Origin of the sequence: Shewanella sp. POL2, assembly GCF_000282755.1 — a bacterium.
Classification (GTDB): domain Bacteria; phylum Pseudomonadota; class Gammaproteobacteria; order Enterobacterales; family Shewanellaceae; genus Shewanella; species Shewanella xiamenensis.
Window position 1 is genome coordinate 48,586 of the sequence record NZ_AKZL01000009.1, and the last position, 20,999, is coordinate 69,584.

16 protein-coding genes and 2 pseudogenes are annotated in these 20,999 nt (G+C 47.2%); 6 read left to right on the top strand and 12 right to left on the bottom strand.

All coding sequences use genetic code 11. The features are described from left to right. The first annotated feature begins 7 nt into the window (after positions 1-7). Positions 8-1,666, top strand: coding sequence for a DNA repair protein RecN (gene recN, locus SHEWPOL2_RS03820; protein ID WP_037426247.1), 1,659 nt, complete (start codon positions 8-10; stop codon positions 1,664-1,666). A gap of 116 nt (positions 1,667-1,782) precedes the next feature. Here the strand turns inward: recN and SHEWPOL2_RS03825 are convergent, their stop codons facing one another. The 9 genes from SHEWPOL2_RS03825 to glyA form a co-directional block, all read right to left on the bottom strand. Further along, complete coding sequence (locus tag SHEWPOL2_RS03825) at positions 1,783-2,277, bottom strand: phosphatidylglycerophosphatase A (RefSeq protein ID WP_037426249.1); 495 nt, start codon at positions 2,275-2,277, stop codon at positions 1,783-1,785. Beyond that, positions 2,277-3,233: a thiamine-phosphate kinase gene (gene thiL, locus SHEWPOL2_RS03830; RefSeq protein WP_037426252.1), complete on the bottom strand. Its 957-nt coding sequence runs from the start codon at positions 3,231-3,233 to the stop codon at positions 2,277-2,279. Before thiL ends, SHEWPOL2_RS03825 begins: the two co-directional genes overlap by 1 nt. A 78-nt stretch (positions 3,234-3,311) precedes the next feature. Next, the gene (gene nusB, locus SHEWPOL2_RS03835; protein ID WP_011073312.1) at positions 3,312-3,716 is read right to left on the bottom strand and encodes a transcription antitermination factor NusB; all 405 of its coding nucleotides are present in this window, start codon (positions 3,714-3,716) and stop codon (positions 3,312-3,314) included. A 14-nt stretch (positions 3,717-3,730) separates the two neighbouring features. Continuing rightward, positions 3,731-4,207 (bottom strand): 6,7-dimethyl-8-ribityllumazine synthase, encoded by a 477-nt coding sequence (gene ribE / locus SHEWPOL2_RS03840; RefSeq protein ID WP_011073313.1) that lies wholly within the window; start codon positions 4,205-4,207, stop codon positions 3,731-3,733. 140 nt (positions 4,208-4,347) lie between these two features. Next, complete coding sequence (gene ribBA / locus SHEWPOL2_RS03845; protein WP_037421112.1) at positions 4,348-5,451, bottom strand: bifunctional 3,4-dihydroxy-2-butanone-4-phosphate synthase/GTP cyclohydrolase II; 1,104 nt, start codon at positions 5,449-5,451, stop codon at positions 4,348-4,350. A 67-nt stretch (positions 5,452-5,518) separates the two neighbouring features. After that, positions 5,519-6,175, bottom strand: a complete 657-nt coding sequence (locus SHEWPOL2_RS03850; protein ID WP_011716201.1) for a riboflavin synthase — start codon at positions 6,173-6,175, stop codon at positions 5,519-5,521. A 7-nt stretch (positions 6,176-6,182) separates the two neighbouring features. Next, positions 6,183-7,328 carry a bifunctional diaminohydroxyphosphoribosylaminopyrimidine deaminase/5-amino-6-(5-phosphoribosylamino)uracil reductase RibD gene (gene ribD, locus SHEWPOL2_RS03855; RefSeq protein WP_037426254.1) on the bottom strand — a complete coding sequence of 382 codons (1,146 nt, stop codon included), beginning with the start codon at positions 7,326-7,328 and terminating at the stop codon, positions 6,183-6,185. An 86-nt stretch (positions 7,329-7,414) separates the two neighbouring features. After that, positions 7,415-7,864, bottom strand: a complete 450-nt coding sequence (gene nrdR / locus SHEWPOL2_RS03860) for a transcriptional regulator NrdR (protein WP_011073317.1) — start codon at positions 7,862-7,864, stop codon at positions 7,415-7,417. Positions 7,865-8,074: 210 nt separating this feature from the next. Next, positions 8,075-9,328: a serine hydroxymethyltransferase gene (gene glyA / locus SHEWPOL2_RS03865; protein WP_011625551.1), complete on the bottom strand. Its 1,254-nt coding sequence runs from the start codon at positions 9,326-9,328 to the stop codon at positions 8,075-8,077. A 190-nt stretch (positions 9,329-9,518) separates the two neighbouring features. Here glyA and ettA point away from each other — a divergent pair, with 190 nt between their 5' ends. Continuing rightward, positions 9,519-11,186: an energy-dependent translational throttle protein EttA gene (ettA, locus tag SHEWPOL2_RS03870; protein ID WP_037426256.1), complete on the top strand. Its 1,668-nt coding sequence runs from the start codon at positions 9,519-9,521 to the stop codon at positions 11,184-11,186. A 114-nt stretch (positions 11,187-11,300) separates the two neighbouring features. Here ettA and SHEWPOL2_RS03875 read toward each other — a convergent pair whose 3' ends face one another. After that, a complete protein-coding gene (locus SHEWPOL2_RS03875) occupies positions 11,301-12,239 on the bottom strand; it encodes a LysR family transcriptional regulator (RefSeq protein ID WP_037426258.1) in 939 nt (312 codons plus the stop codon). Between the two features lie 190 nt (positions 12,240-12,429). Between SHEWPOL2_RS03875 and SHEWPOL2_RS03880 the strand changes: the two genes are divergently transcribed. Then, positions 12,430-13,329: an MBL fold metallo-hydrolase gene (locus SHEWPOL2_RS03880; RefSeq protein WP_037426260.1), complete on the top strand. Its 900-nt coding sequence runs from the start codon at positions 12,430-12,432 to the stop codon at positions 13,327-13,329. 113 nt (positions 13,330-13,442) lie between these two features. After that, entirely contained in the window at positions 13,443-14,108 is a 666-nt protein-coding gene (locus tag SHEWPOL2_RS03885; RefSeq protein ID WP_037426263.1) for a DsbA family protein, read from the top strand. Positions 14,109-14,263: 155 nt separating this feature from the next. Here SHEWPOL2_RS03885 and SHEWPOL2_RS03890 read toward each other — a convergent pair whose 3' ends face one another. Both SHEWPOL2_RS03890 and SHEWPOL2_RS03895 read right to left on the bottom strand, forming a co-directional pair. After that, a complete protein-coding gene (locus tag SHEWPOL2_RS03890) occupies positions 14,264-14,599 on the bottom strand; it encodes a TapY2 family type IVa secretion system protein (RefSeq protein WP_037426265.1) in 336 nt (111 codons plus the stop codon). 22 nt (positions 14,600-14,621) lie between these two features. Then, a pseudogene (locus tag SHEWPOL2_RS03895) lies at positions 14,622-18,253 on the bottom strand (PilC/PilY family type IV pilus protein). A 532-nt stretch (positions 18,254-18,785) separates the two neighbouring features. On the opposite strand from SHEWPOL2_RS03895, the gene SHEWPOL2_RS03900 reads away from it, so the two are divergent. Together SHEWPOL2_RS03900 and SHEWPOL2_RS03905 are read left to right on the top strand one after the other, a co-directional pair. Beyond that, positions 18,786-19,940: a metallophosphoesterase gene (locus SHEWPOL2_RS03900; RefSeq protein WP_037426268.1), complete on the top strand. Its 1,155-nt coding sequence runs from the start codon at positions 18,786-18,788 to the stop codon at positions 19,938-19,940. 173 nt (positions 19,941-20,113) lie between these two features. Then, positions 20,114-20,907 (top strand): annotated as a pseudogene (locus SHEWPOL2_RS03905) (transporter substrate-binding domain-containing protein). The last annotated feature ends 92 nt before the right edge of the window (positions 20,908-20,999 follow it).

Genomic DNA, 20,999 nt, shown 5'->3' on the forward strand with positions numbered 1-20,999 from the left:
ACTCATTATGCTTTGCCAACTCAGCATCAATAATTTCGCTATCGTCCGTTTTCTCGAACTGGATTTTCGTCCCGGTATGACCAGCATTACTGGTGAAACTGGCGCAGGTAAATCCATCGCCATCGACGCCTTAGGTTTGTGCCTAGGTAATCGTGCCGATGCCAGCAGCGTTCGCCCTGGTGCAAGTAAAACCGAAGTCAGTGCTCGATTTTCACTACACGATGTTCCCCTTGCCAAACGTTGGCTCGAAGATAACGATCTCGAACTCGATGATGAGTGTATTCTGCGTCGAACTATTGGCAGTGATGGCCGCTCACGCGCCTACATTAATGGCAATCCTGTGCCGTTAACTCAACTGAAATTACTCGGGCAATTGCTGGTCGGTATCCATGGTCAGCACGCCCACCATGCGATGCTAAAGAGTGAGCATCAACTCACCTTGCTCGACAGCTACGCCAATCACAGACTACTGATAGACACAGTGGCGGCAAGCTATCAACGCTGTAAACAAATCGAAGCCGAACTCAAACAATTAGAAGCTTCGCAGCATGAACGTATTGCCCGAAAACAGCTGGTGCAATATCAAGTTGAAGAGTTAGACGAATTCGACCTCAAGATCGGTGAATTTGAAGATATTGAGCAAGAGCATAAACGCCTCGCCAATGGCACTGAACTGGTGGATAGCTGCCAAGCCAGCCTATATTTACTCACAGATGGCGAAGAGAGCAATATTGAGTCACTGCTTAACAAGGCTGTAAGCCTTGCTGAAAATTTGCAAAGCTATGATCCCGCATTAACCAATGTCAGTACTATGTTGAATGAGGCCCTCATTCAAGTGCAAGAGAGCGCGGGCGAATTACAGCATTACCTGAGTAAACTCGAACTCGATCCCGCGCATTTTGCCTATTTAGAGGAACGACTATCAAAGGCTATGCAACTGGCCCGTAAGCATCATGTTAGCCCTGACAAATTAGCCGAACATCATTTGGCACTCAAAGCGGAACTCACAACCCTCGATGACGATGAAACTAAGTTAGAGGAAATCCAACTCCAAGTTGAAGCGAGTAAAACCGCTTACTTAGCGAACGCACAAAAACTGAGCCAGAGCCGCGACCGTTATGCGAAAGAACTGGATAAGTTAGTGACTCAATCCATCCATGAGCTGAATATGCCCAAGGGGAAATTCACTATTGAAGTGAATTTTAATCCCGAGATTATGTCGGTAAATGGCAGCGATAATATAGAGTTTATGGTCACAACCAACCCTGGCCAGCCTTTACAACCGATTTCACGGGTAGCCTCTGGCGGCGAATTGTCGCGTATCGGTTTAGGCATCCAAGTGATTACCGCGAAAAAGGTTGCCACTCCTACCCTAATTTTCGACGAGGTGGATGTCGGAATTTCAGGCCCGACCGCTGCTGTGGTTGGCAGAATGCTACGTAGTCTAGGAGAATCGACTCAAGTACTTTGTGTAACCCATTTACCTCAAGTTGCTGGTAATGGCCATCAACATATGTTTGTGAATAAATTCAACAAGGCGGGCAGTACAGAAACCACAATGATGCCTTTGGATAGGGAGCAACGTATCCAAGAATTAGCCAGACTTCTTGGTGGCGATACAATTACTTCTAACACTCTCGCCAATGCACGAGAACTATTACAGTAAAAATACAGTAAGCCACTGCAACGAAAATAAAGCTTTATAACCAATGCCTTATCTACAGCAGATAAGGCATTGGCATTTATATGGTAACGAACTTTAGTTTGGGTTAACTAAAGATATTATTGGCTAATAAAGACAATCACTTGCAGACAAATAAGTGCAAAAAATCCTGCTAATACATCGTCTATCATAATGCCGAAACCACCTTCAACTTTGGCGTCGAGCCAACGTATCGGCCAAGGTTTTAGGATATCGAATAGCCGAAACAGCACAAAACCGACAGCAAGCCACAGAATACCCGCAGGAGCGGCAATCATAGTGATTAATAGGCCTGCAACTTCATCCCACACAATCGCACCATGGTCATGTACGCCCATGTCCTTAGCGGCCTTATCGCAGATATAAATCCCCGCGAGTACGCACACTAAGGTCACGGCTAAATACCAACACAAGGGCAACTGGGCCAATAATAAATAGAGCGGGACTGCCGCCAAGGTACCAAAAGTACCTGGCGCCTTAGCCGCTAAACCACTGCCAAAACCGAGGGCTAAAAAATGAATAGGATTTTTAAGGGACAGGCGCGACAGCGCCTGATCTTGGGATAACAACTTCATTAAAAATGCTCAAAACCGTGGTACGGTGGCGTAAATAGCTCACCATTAAGTTGCAACTTAAGCTTACTGCCCGCACAGATTTGCCCAACACGGACAAACTTAGTACCTGCATGGCTGAGGGCGGTTTCTAACGCACCTTTTTGTGCCTCAGGCACGGTAAAGAGCAGTTCATAATCCTCGCCCCCCGTCAGCGCATAGCCTAATGCATGTTCTTCGCTCACGGTATCTTGCATCGCCCGCGACAAAGGAATCGCCCCCACATCGACTACAGCGCCAACCTTTGATGCCTTGAGGATATGCCCAATATCCGAGATAAAACCATCGGATAAATCGATGGCACTGGATGCCAAAGAGCGCAATGATTGCCCAGCCAATACTCGAGGAGTGGGTCGATAATGGCGATTAATTAAGAACTCTTTATGCTCCGCTCGCGCATGTTGCACGCCGCGGATCAAGTCCAGCCCTAACGCAGAATCACCAAGTGTACCCGTTACATAAATCCAGTCACCGGCCTTAGCGCCATGACGGGTCAAGGCTTTACCTTGCGGCACTTGTCCATGCACTGTGATATTAATCGCTCTGGGACCACGGGTTGTGTCACCACCAATTAAGGCAATACCGTAATAATCTGCCGCTTCAAACAGGCCTTCACTAAAACCACTTAGCCATGTCTCGTTAACCTCAGGCAAAGTGAGTGCAAGCGTCATCCACGCAGGCTCAGCCCCCATTGCCGCTAAATCAGAAAGATTTACCGCTAAGGCTTTGTAACCTAAGGCTTGAGGTGGAATATCGGGGAAGAAGTGAACATTTTCGACTAAGGTATCGCAGGAAATTGCGATCGACTTGTTTTCGGCGGGCTGCACAAGGGCGCAATCGTCACCAATACTTAATTTAACATCACGGCGCGTTGGGCCGCGGTGATTGAAATAACATTCAATAAGTTGGAATTCTTTCACTGTACAGTTTGGCGCGACTCACATCGGCCACCTTTGTTAGCAATGAAAAACGGTATCCTAAGATACCGTTTGTCCTTATTACTTACGTGCAACCAGTTTGTCGAGTAATCCATTAACAAACTTATGGCTTTCATCCGCACCGAAAGCTTTAGCCAATTCAATCGCCTCGTTAATGGCAACTTTAAATGGCACATCTTTACGGAAAGTCAGCTCATAGGCCGCTAAGCGTACTATAGCTTTCTCCACTGGAGACACCTCATCAATGGGGCGATCTAAGTGTGGAATGATCAACTCATCCAATTGGGTTTTCTTAGTTGCTACGCCTGCAAATAGCTCACGAAAATAAGCTACGTCTACACCATCGAGACTCTGTTCAGTTAAAAACTCATGCTCGACATCGGCAATATTATTCCCGCTTAGTTGCCATGAATAAATGGCTTGAACGGCTAAACGGCGGGCCTTGCGGCGCTCAGAAGGCTTCATTATTTTTCCTACTATTACAACTGTTGTTCAAGCTGTTGCAGAACGTTGACCATTTCAAGCAAGCTTAGCGCAGCTTCGCCGCCCTTGTTACCCGCTTTAGTACCTGAACGCTCAATAGCTTGTTCAATGGTATCTGTAGTCAATACACCGAAAGCAACCGGCAGATCGAACTCTAATGCAATTTGAGCTAGACCTTTGTTACATTCGCCTGCAACAAAATCAAAGTGAGGGGTACCACCACGGATTACCGCACCAAGTGCAATAATGCCGTCAAACTTACCACTTGCAGCAACACGACGTGCCGCCAGCGGTAACTCAACCGCACCAGGTACACGGACGACAGTGATGTTTTCATCACTGACTTGGCCAAAACGTTTCAGCGTGTCAAGTGCACCTTCAAGCAGGCTTTCTACTAAAAAGCTGTTAAAACGCGAAATTACAATCGCAACTTTGGCATTCTTCGCTTCGATATTACCTTGAACTACGTTCATTTTCTTACCTAATTTAGCTAAAGCACCCGGCTCGGGGCGAAAAGTGGCGACATGATACCACAGTCAATTGCCCACGGCCTTATGCAAATGATAGAAATGGTGAATTTTACCTTAGTGGAACCTATTAAAAGCTTAGCCTGTTACTCAGCTACGTACTCTGTCACTTCTAGGCCAAAGCCTGATAGTGAATGGTAACGCTTAGGCGAGCTTAAGAGTCGCATTTTGGTCACGCCTAAACTGGCCAGAATTTGTGAACCTACACCGACACGGCGTGAAGTACCTTGCCATTTGGCTGACACGGGCGTCTGACCTTGATCTTCCGCCTCAAAGGCTTTGACTTTAGCGAGGATTTCACTGGGATGTTCTTGATTGCCAAGCAATACTAACACACCACCTTCGGCAGAAATCCGCGCCATCGCTTTTTCGAGCGGCCAGCTGCGTTGCTGATCGCGCTCAGAATGGAGTAGATCGTTAAACGTATTCTGTAAATGCACCCGCACTAAACAGTCAGGTTTCACCTCGCCCTTCACTAAGGCAAAGTGCAATTGGTTGTCGATAGTATCCCTAAAGGTCACCATATCGAACTCACCAAAACGGGTTGGCAGTTTGCATTTTGCTTCACGCACAACGGTCGTTTCTTTGGTGTTACGGTATTCAATCAGCGCCGCAATAGTGCCGATTTTAACGCCGTGTTTTTCAGAGAAAATCTCTAAATCAGGACGGCGGGCCATGGTGCCGTCTTCATTGAGGATCTCAACAATCACGCCGGACGGCTCAAGCCCCGCTAAACGGGCTAAATCACAACCTGCTTCTGTGTGGCCAGCGCGGGTTAACACGCCGCCGTCCTGCGCCATTAATGGGAAGATATGACCCGGCTGTACTAAATCCGATGCCTTGGCATCTTTAGCCACGGCCGCTTTTACCGTTACGGCGCGATCGTGGGCCGAAATCCCGGTGGTTACGCCTTCGGCAGCTTCAATCGATACCGTAAAGTTAGTCGAGAACTGCGCATTGTTATTGGTTACCATCAAGGGCAGATTTAGCTGCTGGCAACGAGCTTTAGTCATGGTTTGGCAGATGAGTCCACGACCGTATTTCGCCATAAAGTTAATAGCTTCTGGCGTCACCATTTCGGCCGCCATAATCAGGTCGCCTTCGTTCTCTCTGTCTTCGTCATCCATCAAAATAACCATTTTGCCTTGACGAATATCCTCGATGATCTCTTCTATACTGTGCAGCGCCATTGTAGGACCTTTATGATTTTACTGTTGTTATGAAATTCTATACCTAAGTGAGCTAAGTGCCAGTGCCCTAACGCACAAAGCCAGCACGGGCTAACATTTCCATGGTCACCCCACCGCCTTGGGTTTCTTTAGTATCAAAGCGCATTAAACGCTCTAAATAGCGGGCGATTAAATCCACTTCAATATTCACCTTATCGCCGGCTTTCAAATCCACCAATGTGGTTTCACCCGCGGTATGGGGCACTATGGTTAATCGGAAACGATGACCATCGACTTCGTTTACCGTTAGGCTCACACCATCGATGGTGATAGAACCTTTATGAGCAATATAACGTGCCAGCTCCGTAGGCGCCGCTAACCAAAACTCAATCGCTTGGCCCCGCGCCAAACGCTGCTCTACGGTGGCAATGCCATCCACATGTCCGCTGACCATATGTCCGCCTAAACGTGTAGTTGGGGTGACGGCCTTTTCAAGATTAACCTTAGTGCCGACTTTATAGTTAGCAAAGCCTGTGAGACTGACAGTTTCAGCCGACACATCCGCCACATAGCCATCGGCTAATTGCTGCACCACAGTCAAACACACACCATTGGTGGCGATACTGTCGCCTAAACGCACATCGCTTAAATCCAGTTTGCCACTGGCGACCGTCAAACGGATATCATCGCCTTTGCGTTCAAGCTTTCGCAGCGTGCCAACGGCCTCAATAATCCCAGTAAACATGGTTAACTCACTTATTCGCTAAAGATGGATTGAACGTGAGCCTTAAGGTGAAACGCTTATCCGCGCCCACTTTACGCTCATCGACCAGTTTGAGGGTCGGAATATCGGCCATCATTTGATAATCGGGTAATTCGAGTAGATTACGTCCCTGTGCCCCAAGGATTTTCATCGCTTGATATAGCACTAACTCATCGGCTAATCCCGCGCCGATAAAGGCACCTGCTAAGGTCGCGCCCGCTTCGATAAGCACCTGATTACAGTTTTTGCCTAAATAGCTTAAGAGTGTGGGCAGCGAGATGCGACCATCAATCGCCGGTAATTGAAGACAAGTCACATGGGACGGCAACTGCGCCATAAAGGCTGGCGAGTATGGCTCAGTTGAGACTAATAAAATCGGCGATTCAATCGCAAGCAAAGCTGCCTTAATCGGCATGCGGCAGCGACTGTCTAAAATCACCCGTAGCGGTTGTAAAATTTGCGCCTCACTCAATAGTGAGTTAAGACTGCCAAGCTCTGAGTAGCGCACATTGAGGGATGGATCATCGGCCAGTACGGTTTCAATCCCAGTGACCAGTGCGCAGGCGCGCAAACGTAAGCGCTGCACATCGCGGCGAGCTTCGGGGCCTGTAATCCACTTAGAGACACCATTGGATAATGCGGTTTTACCATCGAGACTCGCGGCAAGCTTTACCGTCACCCAAGGTAGGCCCGACTCCATGCGCTTCATAAAACCAAGATTTAAAGCATAGGCCTCATCGCGATGTAAACCGACATCCACTTGAATGCCCGCATCGCGCAGCATTTGAATACCGCGACCACCGACCTGAGGATTGGGATCTTCAACCGCCACCACCACACGTTTTACACCTATGTTGATCAACGCCAAGGCGCAGGGCGGCGTACGACCATAATGGCTGCAAGGCTCTAAGGTGACATAGGCGGTCGCGCCACGGGCAAGCTCGCCAGCCATGCGCAGTGCATGCACCTCGGCGTGGGGCTCGCCGGCTTTTTGATGATAACCTTCACCGACAATCTGATTATCTTTTACGATAACGCAGCCCACACTGGGATTGGGGCGAGTGGTATAAAATCCTTTGCGAGCCAGTTGTATGGCTCGGCTCATCATCTGGTTGTCGAGTTCTGAGCAATTCATATAAACCCTATGAAATCTTGAGGAAGCGTACCGAATGCAGCGCAAAACGAGGCTCGAACCCAAGCACTAACCTAAGATAATCCACCTTACTTTTGCAGTTTCGCAATCGCCTCTCCAAATTCGGAGACATCTTCAAAGGCGCGATAAACCGAGGCAAAACGAATATAGGCAACCTTGTCTAGGCTCATTAACTGTTCCATCATCAAGTTGCCTATCATCTCGGATGGCACTTCACGCTCGCCAGTCGCCCGCAGCGTTGACTTGATTTTACTTAAGGCCTGCTCGATTTCATCCATGGACACGGGGCGCTTTTCGACCGCGCGTAACATACCTGCTTGCAGCTTTTCTTCATCAAAGGGTTGACGCGTACCATCGCGTTTAATCACCCGTGGCATGACTAATTCGGCCCCTTCGAAGGTAGTAAATCTTTCATGGCATTCGGTGCATTCTCGGCGACGACGCACTTGATGGCCTTCCGCCACTAATCGGGAATCGATCACCTTAGTATCTGTCGCGCTGCAAAATGGACAATGCATTGAGCCTCCTGCCGTGAATGGAATAAAGCCTATGGCTTTCGCTGTATCTAGCTTAAACCGAGCGGGTTTAAGTCTACGATTTTAGCAATAAAAATGGCCGCTTAATGCGGCCATGGGATTTTATCCTATTTATCGGCTGAGGTTAACCACCTAAGAGTGACACCCTAAGCAGTTGTGAACTCAGCCGCCATATCTGGATAAATTAACGAATTAACCGTAAACAGGGAAACGGGCGCACAGAGCCAATACTTGGCCTTTTACGCGCTCGATGACCGCTGGATTGTGAGCATCGTCGAGGATGTCACAGATCCAACCGGTTAACTCTTTCGCTTCAGCTTCTTTAAAGCCACGGCGAGTGATCGCAGGCGTACCGATACGTACACCAGAGGTCACGAATGGAGAACGTGGATCGTTTGGCACAGAGTTTTTGTTTACTGTGATGTTCGCGCTACCTAAAGCGGCATCGGCTTCTTTACCCGTCAGGTCGCGACCGATTAAGTCCACCAGCATTAAGTGGTTGTCAGTACCACCAGAAACGATCTTGTAACCGCGCTCTAAGAACACTTCAACCATGGCTTTAGCGTTCTTAACCACTTGTTGTTGGTAAGCTTTGAACTCTGGCTCTAAAGCTTCTTTGAAGGCTACCGCTTTACCTGCGATAACGTGCATCAAAGGACCGCCTTGACCGCCTGGGAATACCGCAGAGTTCAGCTTTTTGTATAACTCTTCATCATCGGCAGCAGACAGAATGATACCGCCACGAGGACCGGCTAAGGTCTTGTGAGTGGTTGAGGTCACAACGTGCGCGTGTGGCACTGGGTTTGGATACACGCCAGCGGCGATAAGACCCGCAACGTGTGCCATGTCGACAAACAGGTAAGCACCGATTTTATCTGCGATTTCGCGCATTCTTGCCCAGTCAACGATGCCAGAGTATGCAGAGAAACCACCGATCATCATCTTAGGCTTATGTTCAACCGCCAGACGTTCCATTTCGTCGTAGTCAATTTTGCCTGATTCATCGATGCCGTAAGGAATGATGTTGTACAGTCTACCGGAGAAGTTAACAGGTGAACCGTGGGTCAAGTGACCACCGTGAGCGAGGTTCATACCTAAAACGGTATCGCCTGGTTTTAACAATGCCATGTAAACGGCGCTGTTTGCTTGAGAACCTGAGTGAGGTTGTACGTTTGCGTAAGTCGCGCCAAACAGTTGTTTTGCACGCTCAATCGCTAAGGTTTCAACTACGTCCACATACTCACAACCACCGTAGTAACGCTTGCCTGGATAGCCTTCGGCGTACTTATTGGTTAATTGTGAACCTTGCGCTTGCATCACGCGTGGACTGGTGTAGTTTTCAGAAGCAATCAGCTCAATATGCTCTTCTTGACGCAGAGTTTCGTTCTGAATCGCGTTAAACAGTTCCGGATCATAATCTGCGATATTCATATCTTTTTTCAGCATTGCTTACTCCAGCTGCCAATTCTTGTAGGTAGGGTTGCGCGGTATTCTACTCGTAACGAGCCGACAATCCCAGTCTCTGAAACATGAAAATCCTACAGTTTTAGCTTGAATGCGCCTCAATCCCGAGTTGAGTTCGGCGCGCAATCGAGTAGAATTAGCCGCATCATTAGTCACTTATAGATGCAGAAAAATGGCTCAGTTTGTTTACAGCATGTTGCGGGTGGGCAAGGTTGTTCCGCCTAAGAAGCAGATCCTTAAAGACATTTCCTTAAGCTTTTTCCCCGGCGCCAAGATCGGTGTGTTAGGTCTTAACGGTTCAGGTAAATCCACCCTACTGCGCATTATGGCCGGTATCGATACCGAGATTGAGGGTGAAGCGCGCCCAATGCCAGGGCTGAAGATTGGTTACCTGCCACAGGAACCCAAACTCGACCCAACGCAAACCGTGCGTGAAGCGATTGAAGAAGCGGTTTCTGAAGCCAAAAATGCCCTCAAACGCTTAGACGAAGTCTATGCCGCTTATGCAGAACCCGATGCGGACTTCGACGCGCTTGCCAAAGAGCAAGGCGAACTTGAAGCGATTATTCAGGCGCAGGACGCCCACAATCTGGACAACATCCTCGAGCGTGCGGCGAATGCGCTACGTCTGCCTGATTGGGATGAAAAGATTGAAGTCTTATCGGGTGGTGAGCGCCGCCGTGTAGCAATTTGTCGTCTGCTGCTGGAAAAACCAGAAATGCTGCTACTCGACGAACCGACCAACCACTTGGACGCCGAATCCGTCGCGTGGCTCGAGCACTTCCTGCAGGAATACTCGGGCACCGTTGTGGCGATTACCCACGACCGTTACTTCCTCGACAATGCTGCGGGCTGGATTTTAGAACTTGACCGTGGTGAGGGTATCCCATGGGAAGGTAACTACTCTTCATGGCTAGAACAAAAAGATGCCCGTTTGAAGCAGGAGTCTGCCGCAGAAAGCGCACGTCAAAAGACGATTGCGAAAGAATTAGAATGGGTTCGCCAAGGCGCGAAAGGCCGTCAGTCTAAGGGCAAGGCCCGTATGGCGCGCTTCGAAGAGCTGAACACCACTGATTACCAAAAACGTAACGAAACCAACGAGCTGTTTATTCCGCCCGGACCACGTTTAGGTGACAAAGTGATTGAGGTTAAAAACTTAACCAAGTCCTACGGTGACCGCGTGCTGATCGATAACCTGTCGTTCTCGATTCCTAAGGGCGCGATCGTCGGTATTATCGGTGCCAACGGTGCAGGTAAATCGACCCTGTTCCGCATGCTGTCAGGCAGCGAGCAGCCAGATAGCGGCACCATTGAGATAGGTGAAACAGTACAACTGGCGTCGGTTGAACAGTTCCGCGATTCGATGAATGACAAAAACACCATTTGGCAAGAAATCTCTGGTGGTCAAGACATCATGCGCATCAACAACATGGAAATTCCAAGCCGCGCCTATGTGGGCCGCTTCAACTTCCGTGGTGCAGATCAGCAAAAGATTATCGGCACTCTGTCGGGCGGTGAGCGCAACCGTGTTCACTTAGCTAAACTGTTGCAGGCTGGCGGTAACGTACTGCTCCTCGACGAACCGACCAACGACTTAGACGTTGAAACCCTGCGCGCACTGGAAGAAGCGATTCTCGAATTCCCAGGTTGCGCTATGGTGATCTCGCACGACCGTTGGTTCTTAGACCGTATCGCGACCCACATTCTGGACTACCGCGACGAAGGCCAAGTAAACTTCTACGAAGGTAACTACACCGAATACTCGGCATGGTTGAAGAACACCTATGGTGCCGATGTGATTGAACCACACCGCTTAAAATACAAGCGTATGACGAAATAGATCGAGAATCTAGAATCTAGAATCTAGAATCTAGGCAAGCGTGTATCTGAGGAGGTTAACTCGAAAGGGTTAAGCTCCTTTTTATTGCATTGAATTTAGGGTGAGGATTTTCCGTTATTTCAGGCTGGCACTATATTCATGCTGGTTCATGCTAGCAAAGTAGGCCACCAGCATATCCATCATCACTCTTAATGCAGGCTGCATATGTTTACGGGATTGATATACGCCGTATACGCCCAAGGTTTGAGGTTGAAACTCCCGCAACAATGGCACTAATTCGCCAGTGTCGAGATAGGGCTTCGCCGCCCACAAGGGCTGCATAGCAATCCCCTCGCCGGCCAAGGTGGCGTTTAGTACCACCATAGAATCATTGGCACTTAAGTTACCTCTTACGGGAATATTAAAAAGCTGCCCCGCCTCGATACCATCAGGATGAATAATTTGAGTAAACCGCCACATCACATCGCCAAAGTAGGAATAGGTTAAACAGTTATGCCGAGTTAAATCCTCGGGATGGCTAATAAGTGAATGGGTGGCAAGATAACGCGGTGCGGCGCAGACCACGGACTCACATTCCCCTAAACGTCTGGCGATTAGACTAGGATCGAGCTCATTAGTGATACGTATGGCAAGATCAATACGTTCAGCAACTAAATCAACGGTTTGGCTGCTAACATGAAAGTTCACACTCGCCTGCGGATATTGGGCTAAGTAAGGACGCACGACCGTGGGAAGAAGTAAATGGGCCATAAATTGTGAGCAACTGATCCGCAGCAATCCTCGCGGTTGGGCGCTTTGGGCGTGACTGACCGCGGGGACTTCCTGCGCTAATTCAAGCAAGCGCTGGCAATAATCGAGCACTTGCTCGCCCGCACTGGTCAGGCTCAAACGTCTTGTCGAACGGTGCAGTAAGCGTGCACCTGACCATTCTTCCATCTCACTTAAATAGCGGGTTACCATAGAACGCGACATATCCAACGCCTCTGCGGCGCCAATCATGCTGCCCTGCTCAACGATGGTCACAAATACCTTTGCCGCTTCGAGTCTATCCATGGTTTATCCGCCCCTAGTGTTGATTGCGTTGCACTAAATAATCAGTTTCAAACGTTGATTCATCCGAATTATGCAACAAATAAGCGCAATTTTCCGTGTTTATCTAACGTTTTTTGCAACCTAAACTAAGCTCACTTTTGCAGCAGTGCAAATCACCGAATCCTATTTGAATGAATAAGTGAGAACAGAAATGACACTATTGAATGCTCTAAAATTAACCTCTTTGAAACCCCAGTTAGCCGCAACCATGCTGGTGGCGGGAATGGCTACTGCTCAAGCTGCACCTTTGCAAGTAAGCCATTTTAATCCGGGCGAAAACAGTATTTTTGCGGTGTCTTCAAGCTTTATCAGCGGCGAGCATGAAATGATGCTGGTCGATGCTCAATTTCAAAAAAATGATGCCCAGACCTTAGTGGATACCATTAAAGCCAGCGGTAAAAAGCTTACCTTGGTGTATATCAGCCATAGCGATCCAGACTTTTACTTTGGATTGGATGTGATTAAGCAAAACTTCCCCGAGGTCGAAATCGTCGCCACTCAAACCACAGTCGATGACATTAAAGCCTCGATGGAAGGCAAGCTCGCCTACTGGGGACCGATTTTAAAGGACAATGCCCCGAGCCAATTAGTGCTGCCTAAGGTGGTTACCACCAATCGCTTTAGTATCGACGGTGAACAAGTGCTGATAGAAGGGCTAGAGGATGCTCACCCTAAGCATACCTTCCTGTGGGTACCGTCGGCTAAAACCATCACTGGTGGCGTTGAAGTGTTTGATAACACCCATGTTTGGATGGCAGATACCCAAAGTGTTGAGTCGCGTAAAGCCTGGTTAACCCATTTAGAAAAGATGGAAGCCTTATCTCCCAAAGAGGTTATCCCTGGACATTATCTCGGTGATGCCAGATTTGATAAGCGCGCCATCGCTTTTACTCGCGATTATATTAATGCCTTTGAAAAGGCAGCCAAAACAGCAAAAGATTCTGCGGACTTAATCGCCAAGATGCTCAAGCTCTACCCACAAATTCCTTTAGATGCAGGGCTTGAGATCAGTGCCAAAGTCATCATGGGTGAAATGCGCTGGCCAATGTAAGGGAATAGGGGCATGGATATCTCCATGTCCCATTCAATCTGACATTCGCGCTTAGGCTAGCCCTTAAGCCAAAAAGCCAGAACAAAAGACTGTTTTTTGTAGGAATAATTGCGATGAACCCAACTATCAATACCACCATGAAAGCTAAGGCCGTGTTACATGCCATTATCGATCCCTTGTGCGGTTGGTGTTACGCAGCCGCACCGCTGTTTGATGCAGCAGCCGCTGCCGGATTTACCATCAAACTCCACGCAGGCGGCATGCTCACAGGGCCAAGGCGCAAACAGATAGATAACCAATGGCGCGATTATGTGATGCCCCATGAGAAACGGATAGCCGCGTTAACCGGACAAGCCTTTGGTGAAAACTATTATGAAGGCTTATTACGTGATACCAGCATTGTACTGGATTCTGCGCCCCCCATTAGAGCTATGCTTGCCTTTGCAGCCTTAGGGGGCAATAAGCTAGCTTACCTACATGCAGTGCAACTCGCCCATTATCGCGATGGCAAAAGCGCCAGCGATGAACATAATCTGTATGTTTTGGCCGAAAAAATGGGAATAGATGGCGCTGCCTTTACGAAGGAATTTGCCCAAAATGAAGACGCGTTTTACCAGCACATTTTGGCATCACGGGCGCTGATGAATCAGCTGGGTGCCCAAGGTTTCCCTTCAGTAGCACTCACGACAAGTGAGGGAAATCTGCGTTTACTCAATCACAGCCGTTTTTACGGTCATCCGAGCAAGTGGCTTGAGTATCTGAATGAACAAGTGTCTTAACACGACACTTTCTTGAAAGTGCGCCAGTCTTACGTTTTACGTATGAAGACTCAAACCTTGGCTTTTTGAGTTTGGGGTTTCCCCCTTAAACGATGGGATAAGTCACTATAGGATTTATCCCATCGGCATTTTCAATGTTGATACCACAGGCCAAGTTAACCCTGATTATCGAGCGCAAGCTCGGCTTGCTTTGCCTGTTCGAGCGTAAAAGGCTCACTCATTTTTACACACTCAAGTACTGCTTTCGCATAGAGTGGAATCGGCTTATCCCGAGGTAAACGTGGTAGCTGTGTCCCGGGCAAGGTAAGCAGATACTCATTGACTTTAGATTCAAACCACGAGAAACGCATCAGCTTAAACCCCTGATTAGTATCTAAATAGCATTTGTAATCCTGTCGCTTCTCAGTTTCTGTCGCCAGTGCTGACCATTGGAATCCCGCTAGCAGCAACAAACCAAGGGTACCGTATTTCATCATAAGGCTATTACTCATCTCGACTCGTTAACTCTTTACATCATTGACTGATGTAATAATAAATTTTGTTCGTTGTTGGCCCGCCCCCAATACACTTAGGGTTACCACTTTCACATGTCGCCTCATCTGGCACCGCATTACCGATACCAATCAAAAACATATCTGGCGTTGGTACTTTAGCATTCGGGTCCTTAGGCTGCTCGGCAGGCGGGATCACCAACTGCGGCGTATCCAGTACCAACTCACCTGCATACAAATAATCCGTTTTGTAACCACGAGTGCCCCTGTGCAAATTCTTTTTATAAAGATAGCCCTTACCCGAACTCAAACATTGGTTGACTGAGCCATCACTACCAGGCACAAAACTGCTGAAATACACCTCCCCCCCCACAATGGTCGCAGAAGACAGGCTCTTTTCGCCTTTACGAGAGAAGTTATAGTACCAACCTCGTTTTTGACTAAAAACGATTTCACTGGCCTGATCATTGGGCGCCGCCGAACTGACATCATATAAATCACTTAACTGTAGTGTTTTAGGCACAGGCTTTTGATTTGATTTACCTTGGAATGATTGAGTGACTATGTTTCTATCTTGCAATGCAAAAAACATATCCGAGCGAGACACATCACTTGGCTTTGCCCTGTGGCCACTCCCGACAACAATTGCGTCGTAAGGAATATTCTGTGATGTGACAACTTTGGTCGATGTTCCATTAACGACTTTAGTCAGCTCAAAGGTATTGGAGATCAAGGTCTGGGCCACTATAGGCCCAGAAAAGAATCGCCTATCTCCTGCCACTGAACTCTTATCCCCTAATGCGGCAAATTTAAATCCCGACCAGGTCGACACATTCGCGGAGGGCATATCCATCCGCCATACATTACCTTGGATATCTGTGGCATAGATTCTATCGGTATGACCATCACCATTGCCGTCTAATACAGCAACACTGCTTGGAATACTGTTAGCAATACCTGGCAATGGCGTGTTAGCCCCACTGCCGCCGAATTGATGGATTAACGCCCCCGTTTGCGCATCGACAATAAACACGCCACGGCCACTGCTGTCATCAGTACCAATCTCAGCGCCATCTTTAGTTGAAGGGGAATATCCACCACCAAAAATCAATACAGGCTTATCGCCAGTCGCACTCGGAATTGTCGTCACCACAGGCGTCGACCAAGATTGCCCTAACTCGCCCATACCGGGTGAGCTGGCATCTATCTTCCACATAAAACTGGGGTTATCAGGTGTGGTCACATCGAGGGCGTAATACGCATTGCCGCCTCGGCGCATTCCCACAAATACCCATGCCTTTTCAATCCGTTTGCCCTGCATTTTGGTGTAGGCAACTGGCGAGCCATCAATACCGTATACCGAGTGTACGCCCGTCGGCACGTTAGCCTTGAGATCGCGCAAATTCGGCAGTAGCTCATAGGGGATAAATCCCCAAGTCTCAGACACGCTATCACCTTCATCCTTAAACATATGCAGGAACCCATGGTTCGTCCCGACAAGAATTCGGATATCAGGTTTAGCTTCAGAACCAAAATTGAGTGCTAAGGGCTTGGAATGTAGAGCATCTCCCATAATATCAGCGCGCCAATTTGGGGTGGCGCCCCTGACAGTACTTAAGTCCTGATTTTTATCGTTATCAACATCGATTCCCTTCGCCCAGTCAAATAGCCCAGTGAGTTCTGTTTCATCGACCCCCATATAGGTGGCTAAACGCACATTATCCCCAGCTTTTCGAGCTGCATTTGACAGAGTAAAAGCGCTCAATCCACTGCCAAAATTACTGTATAAAGTGCGACTAGTCGCCTGCTGCATCGCGGCTAGCACCCCGCCACGCTTAACATCGTTACCATCACCGCTGCTTCCGCATTCTTCAGCTGATGTCCAATAGGAGCAAGCATCGGCTTTGATATTGCCATCTTCACCTATCACATTTTTGCCTTTGCTATCAACGACATCACCGTCACTGGTCACCTTGAACTTTTTAATATTCCCTAGCCATCTTGGTCCCTTATTAGGCAAGAACATAGAGTAATAAGCTGAATCAAAGGTTTGAGTACGATTGAAGTTATTGCTCGCTACCGAGGGGGAAGTAAAGCTGGCATTTTTTTCGAGGATATTATTTAAAGCCGTTTGCAATGAAGAACGTAATTGACTGGCATCGGTGGCATCAAAATACTTACCACCGCCATTATCGGCGGTTTGCTTCAGTAGGTGCTCGGCACTGGCTGCACCTTCACTAAACCCAATGGTAAAGGTTCTAACGGTTTGTTTTCCGGCTAAATTAGGATTCACATCCTCAGTTCGCATCCAGCCAGAAAGCGCACTGAGATAACTTTTCGGGTTGGAGGTATGCTTACCTACACCATTGGTTAAACGCTCAATAATGCCATCGGCCGCGTTATCAAGCGTCGGCTCACCGTCGGTGATATAGACGATATACGCTTCATTTTGGCAAGGCTTAAACGGCGAATTGTACGTGTTACTTCCAATAATAAGCGCAGCTGGGTCAGTAAAGGGATTAGAACTGGCGTTGTAGGTACCTTGGTAACGCCCCCAATTATCGTAGTAATTATAATCGCTATCATCATCGCCAAAATACTGTTCCTGCCCACCAAAATAACGATAGGCTTCGTAGAGCGTTTCGCATAGCGGCGTATTTTGGGCATAACTAATAAGATTGACCCTTTTCAATAAATCAATTTTGGCTTGGGCGGACATAGTCTTAATCCCAGAGATAATCCGCCCACCGTCACGCGCACCATCACGTGGCCCATTCATATTAAAAATAGCTAAACCAAAATCCACACCCGGCGTAGTTAAAACCACACTTTCAATCGCATCTTGTGCCAGCTCTAGACGGGTTTTATTGACCTTCTTTTTAGTACCATGGTGCCATTTTAAATAATCTTCGGTATAAACTGTGACCACTTTGCCGGAGCCAAAACCTGTTTTCTGCGCCTTTGCCTTCGCGCTTGCCTTAGCACTCTCGGATGAGTGAATATTGACTGCCGTGTACCGAACGGGTTTAGCCGCAGAGCCTAAACTGTCAACGGGTAAACCGTTAGCCTCTCCTGCTGCATTACCGAGTCTTTCCTCTTGGATATCTTCAAAGCAATCGACAGCAGCTATCGAGCTACCATTTAGTTCAGAAAATTCTTTCCACGCACCAGTCCCCCCGAAAAACCATACTCACGAAAGAAACCAGTGAAGGTGCCATACCTATTGAGGTAATCCCACGAGCTTTCACAGCCATTGAGTGCGGCATTAAACTGACGCATTTCACGCGAAGAGGCAGGATTAGGTAACTCAGCATTATCAGCCGAACCTCGGCTATAAAATAGCTTTCCCGACTGGGCATAGTTAGCATTACGTTTATTCTCGTAAGGAGCATCGACCCCATAGGCAAGATTACTCATACTGCCGGAGTTATCGAAAATGATCAGCACCTGCGGGCGCGAGCCATTACGGGCGGACGCTTCGAACACATAAAGCTCTGTATCATCAGCAACGCTTGACGCGGTAAATAAACTCGCCGCGCCGACAACGAGGCTCGAAATAATAAAAGCGACTATTGATGTTAACGTATGGCGGACGTTTTGAAGGCGAGATTGACAAATATGTTTCAATAAAACGTAATTAAGCGAAAAGATCATCAACGAGCTTTTCTGACATTTAAATAAAAACTGACTCATACAGTATGCGCATCTGTTATTAAGGAATAATAAAAGCACCTGCATTTACAAAACTAGGATTTAAATTGTTTAAAAAAGGCCAAATTAACCGCACAACAAACAGTAAGTTAACCGAACGTAAAACAGTAAAATCATAAACTTAGGTTACTTTCAGCAATTATTACCATTATGCACACCGAATTGACAACAAATAAATAAAAAATGTAACCAATAAAAATATCACCATCATAGTAATGAGCTAAAAAATAAAAACAGTGACACTTATGATATTGAGAATGCGCTATTAACGTTATAGGAAATAAAGGAGAACACCTGCCAAAAAATATAAAAAATGCTATACCATTAATTTAACTTGCCAAAACAAAACAGGCTGAACAACAAACATAGAGATAAAGCATTCTCACCATGAAAATATCCCAACATAGGATCCCTTGCCCTACCAAGTTATTAACATTATGCTAACCAACCACGTTTAATAACTCAGGAGCTTTGAATGCACGCGCTCTTCCGCCATGGTTTAGGTCACTCGACACCTCAACCACAGAATATATCTTCGCTCACATTGAAGAAGAGACTCACTTCGGGTCAGGCTTCACTGTTTACTTTGCTAAGTTTATTTTCTGTTGGCGCATTTAGCACTGAACTTACGCCATCATCCGTGACCGATGGTCCTTATGTTTTCCTCGACCAAGGTAACCAAAATACCGCCTACTGGATCTGCCAGAGTCAGTTAAAACAAACCCCTATCGCAAACAATCAATTGGCTCGCCCAAATGATTGTGGCAACTTGCCACAGCCCAAACGCCATACCGATGCTCCCAAAGTTGAAGCTGATACCTACACTCATGCAGGCAAGATAGTGGCCTTAAGCGATGTGCATGGGCAATTCGATGTGATGATTAACCTACTGAAAGCCCATCAGATTATCGATGAAAATAATCACTGGGCCTTTGGTGACGGCCATATGGTCATGACGGGAGATATGTTCGACCGTGGTCACCAAGTTAACGAAGTTCTGTGGTTTTTATATGAGTTAGATAAGCAAGCCCAAGCCGCCGGTGGTCGATTACATTTACTTATGGGCAACCACGAGCAAATGGTGTTTCGCGGCGACTTACGTTATGTGAATGAGCGTTATCAAACCTCGGCGGAATTACTCAATCGCAGCTATGATGCACTGTACAACAAAGACACCGAAATCGGCCGTTGGCTTCGCAGTAAAAATACTCTAGTAAAGATCAATAATCTGCTGTTTATGCACGGTGGAATAAGTCCTGAATGGGTCGAGCGTAAACTCAATATCAGCGATGCTAATCAGTTATTCCGTCAACATTTAGACGATAAAAAAGAAGATTTAAAACAAAACGATCTGTTGAATTTCCTGTTTTTCACTAATGGCCCCACTTGGTACCGTGGCTACTTTAAAGATGCACTCGCTGAACCCGAAATCGACCGAATCCTAAACTACTTTAAGGTTGATCATATTATCGTCGGCCACACTTCACAGGAACGAGTACTTGGACTTTACCATAATAAAATCATTGCAATAGATAGTAGTATTAAGGATGGTCAGTCAGGAGAATTATTACTGATAGACGACAATAAACTCACCCGCGGGCTATATAAGGGTGAGCAAGTAGCACTTTAAATCGATTCAGGGCTTATAGGTTTAATCCATAAGCCCTTTTTATTATTCAATAAAAGGATAACGAGTCGACTCCATATCGAGTAAGCGATAACTTACCTCTCTATACAAAATTCAACTCATCGGCTTAACACCCCCTATACTCAGCAAATAACGCTTTAACGTTAGGGATGCGTATGGACTTCAAACTGCTGATAAATTTAAGCCTTGTATTGCTGTTGCTAGGATTGCCTTCCCGCAGTTTTGCAGGACGAGATTTAAACTTAGTTGCGACCAATTATCCGCCCTTTTATGCCGATTCGTTACCCGAGCAAGGTGGCGTTGCCCAAGTCGTTAAAGAGGCCTTTAAACGCCAAGGCTACAATGCCAGTGTTAAGTTTTATCCCTTTGCGCGAGCAGCATTACTGGTAAAAACCGGCCAAGCCGATGGTATTATTGGACTTTGGTACCGCAAAGAACGTGAGCAATGGGCGCATTATTCTGCACCGATACAAGCCGTACAGATTGTCTTCTACAAACGTAAAGATAACCCGTTACGTTTTAGTCAATTAAGCGAACTTAAGCCCTTTACCATCGGCATTGGCCGCGGTTACGCCAATCCACCCGAAATAGCCGCCACAGGACTCACGACAGAGGAAGGTAATTCCGACGAAATGAATCTTAAGAAATTGTTTCTAAAACGCATTGACTTAGTGTTAATCGGCCACAATCTTGCTCAATATTTAATCAAGCAAAATCAAAGTGAATATGCCGATACTTTCGAGCAGGTAGGAGACCCCATCGCCACAGAGGTATTCCATCTGGGCGTCTCTTTGGCGATAACGGATCAGTCCACCTTGATCGACGAATTTAACAAAGGCCTTGAAAGCATGGGCCAAGATGGTCGTCTTGAGGCAATTTTAAGCCAGTATCCGCAAATTCAATCGCCGTAGATCCGATAGAAAAAATACGAACACAAGCACATCCTTAGCAGAATAACTCAGCTATCGTATGCACTTCGAATGGGGCGAATGAGATTGCCATGGGGTATCTCGACACAAAACACAATTTCTTTCACTTTCG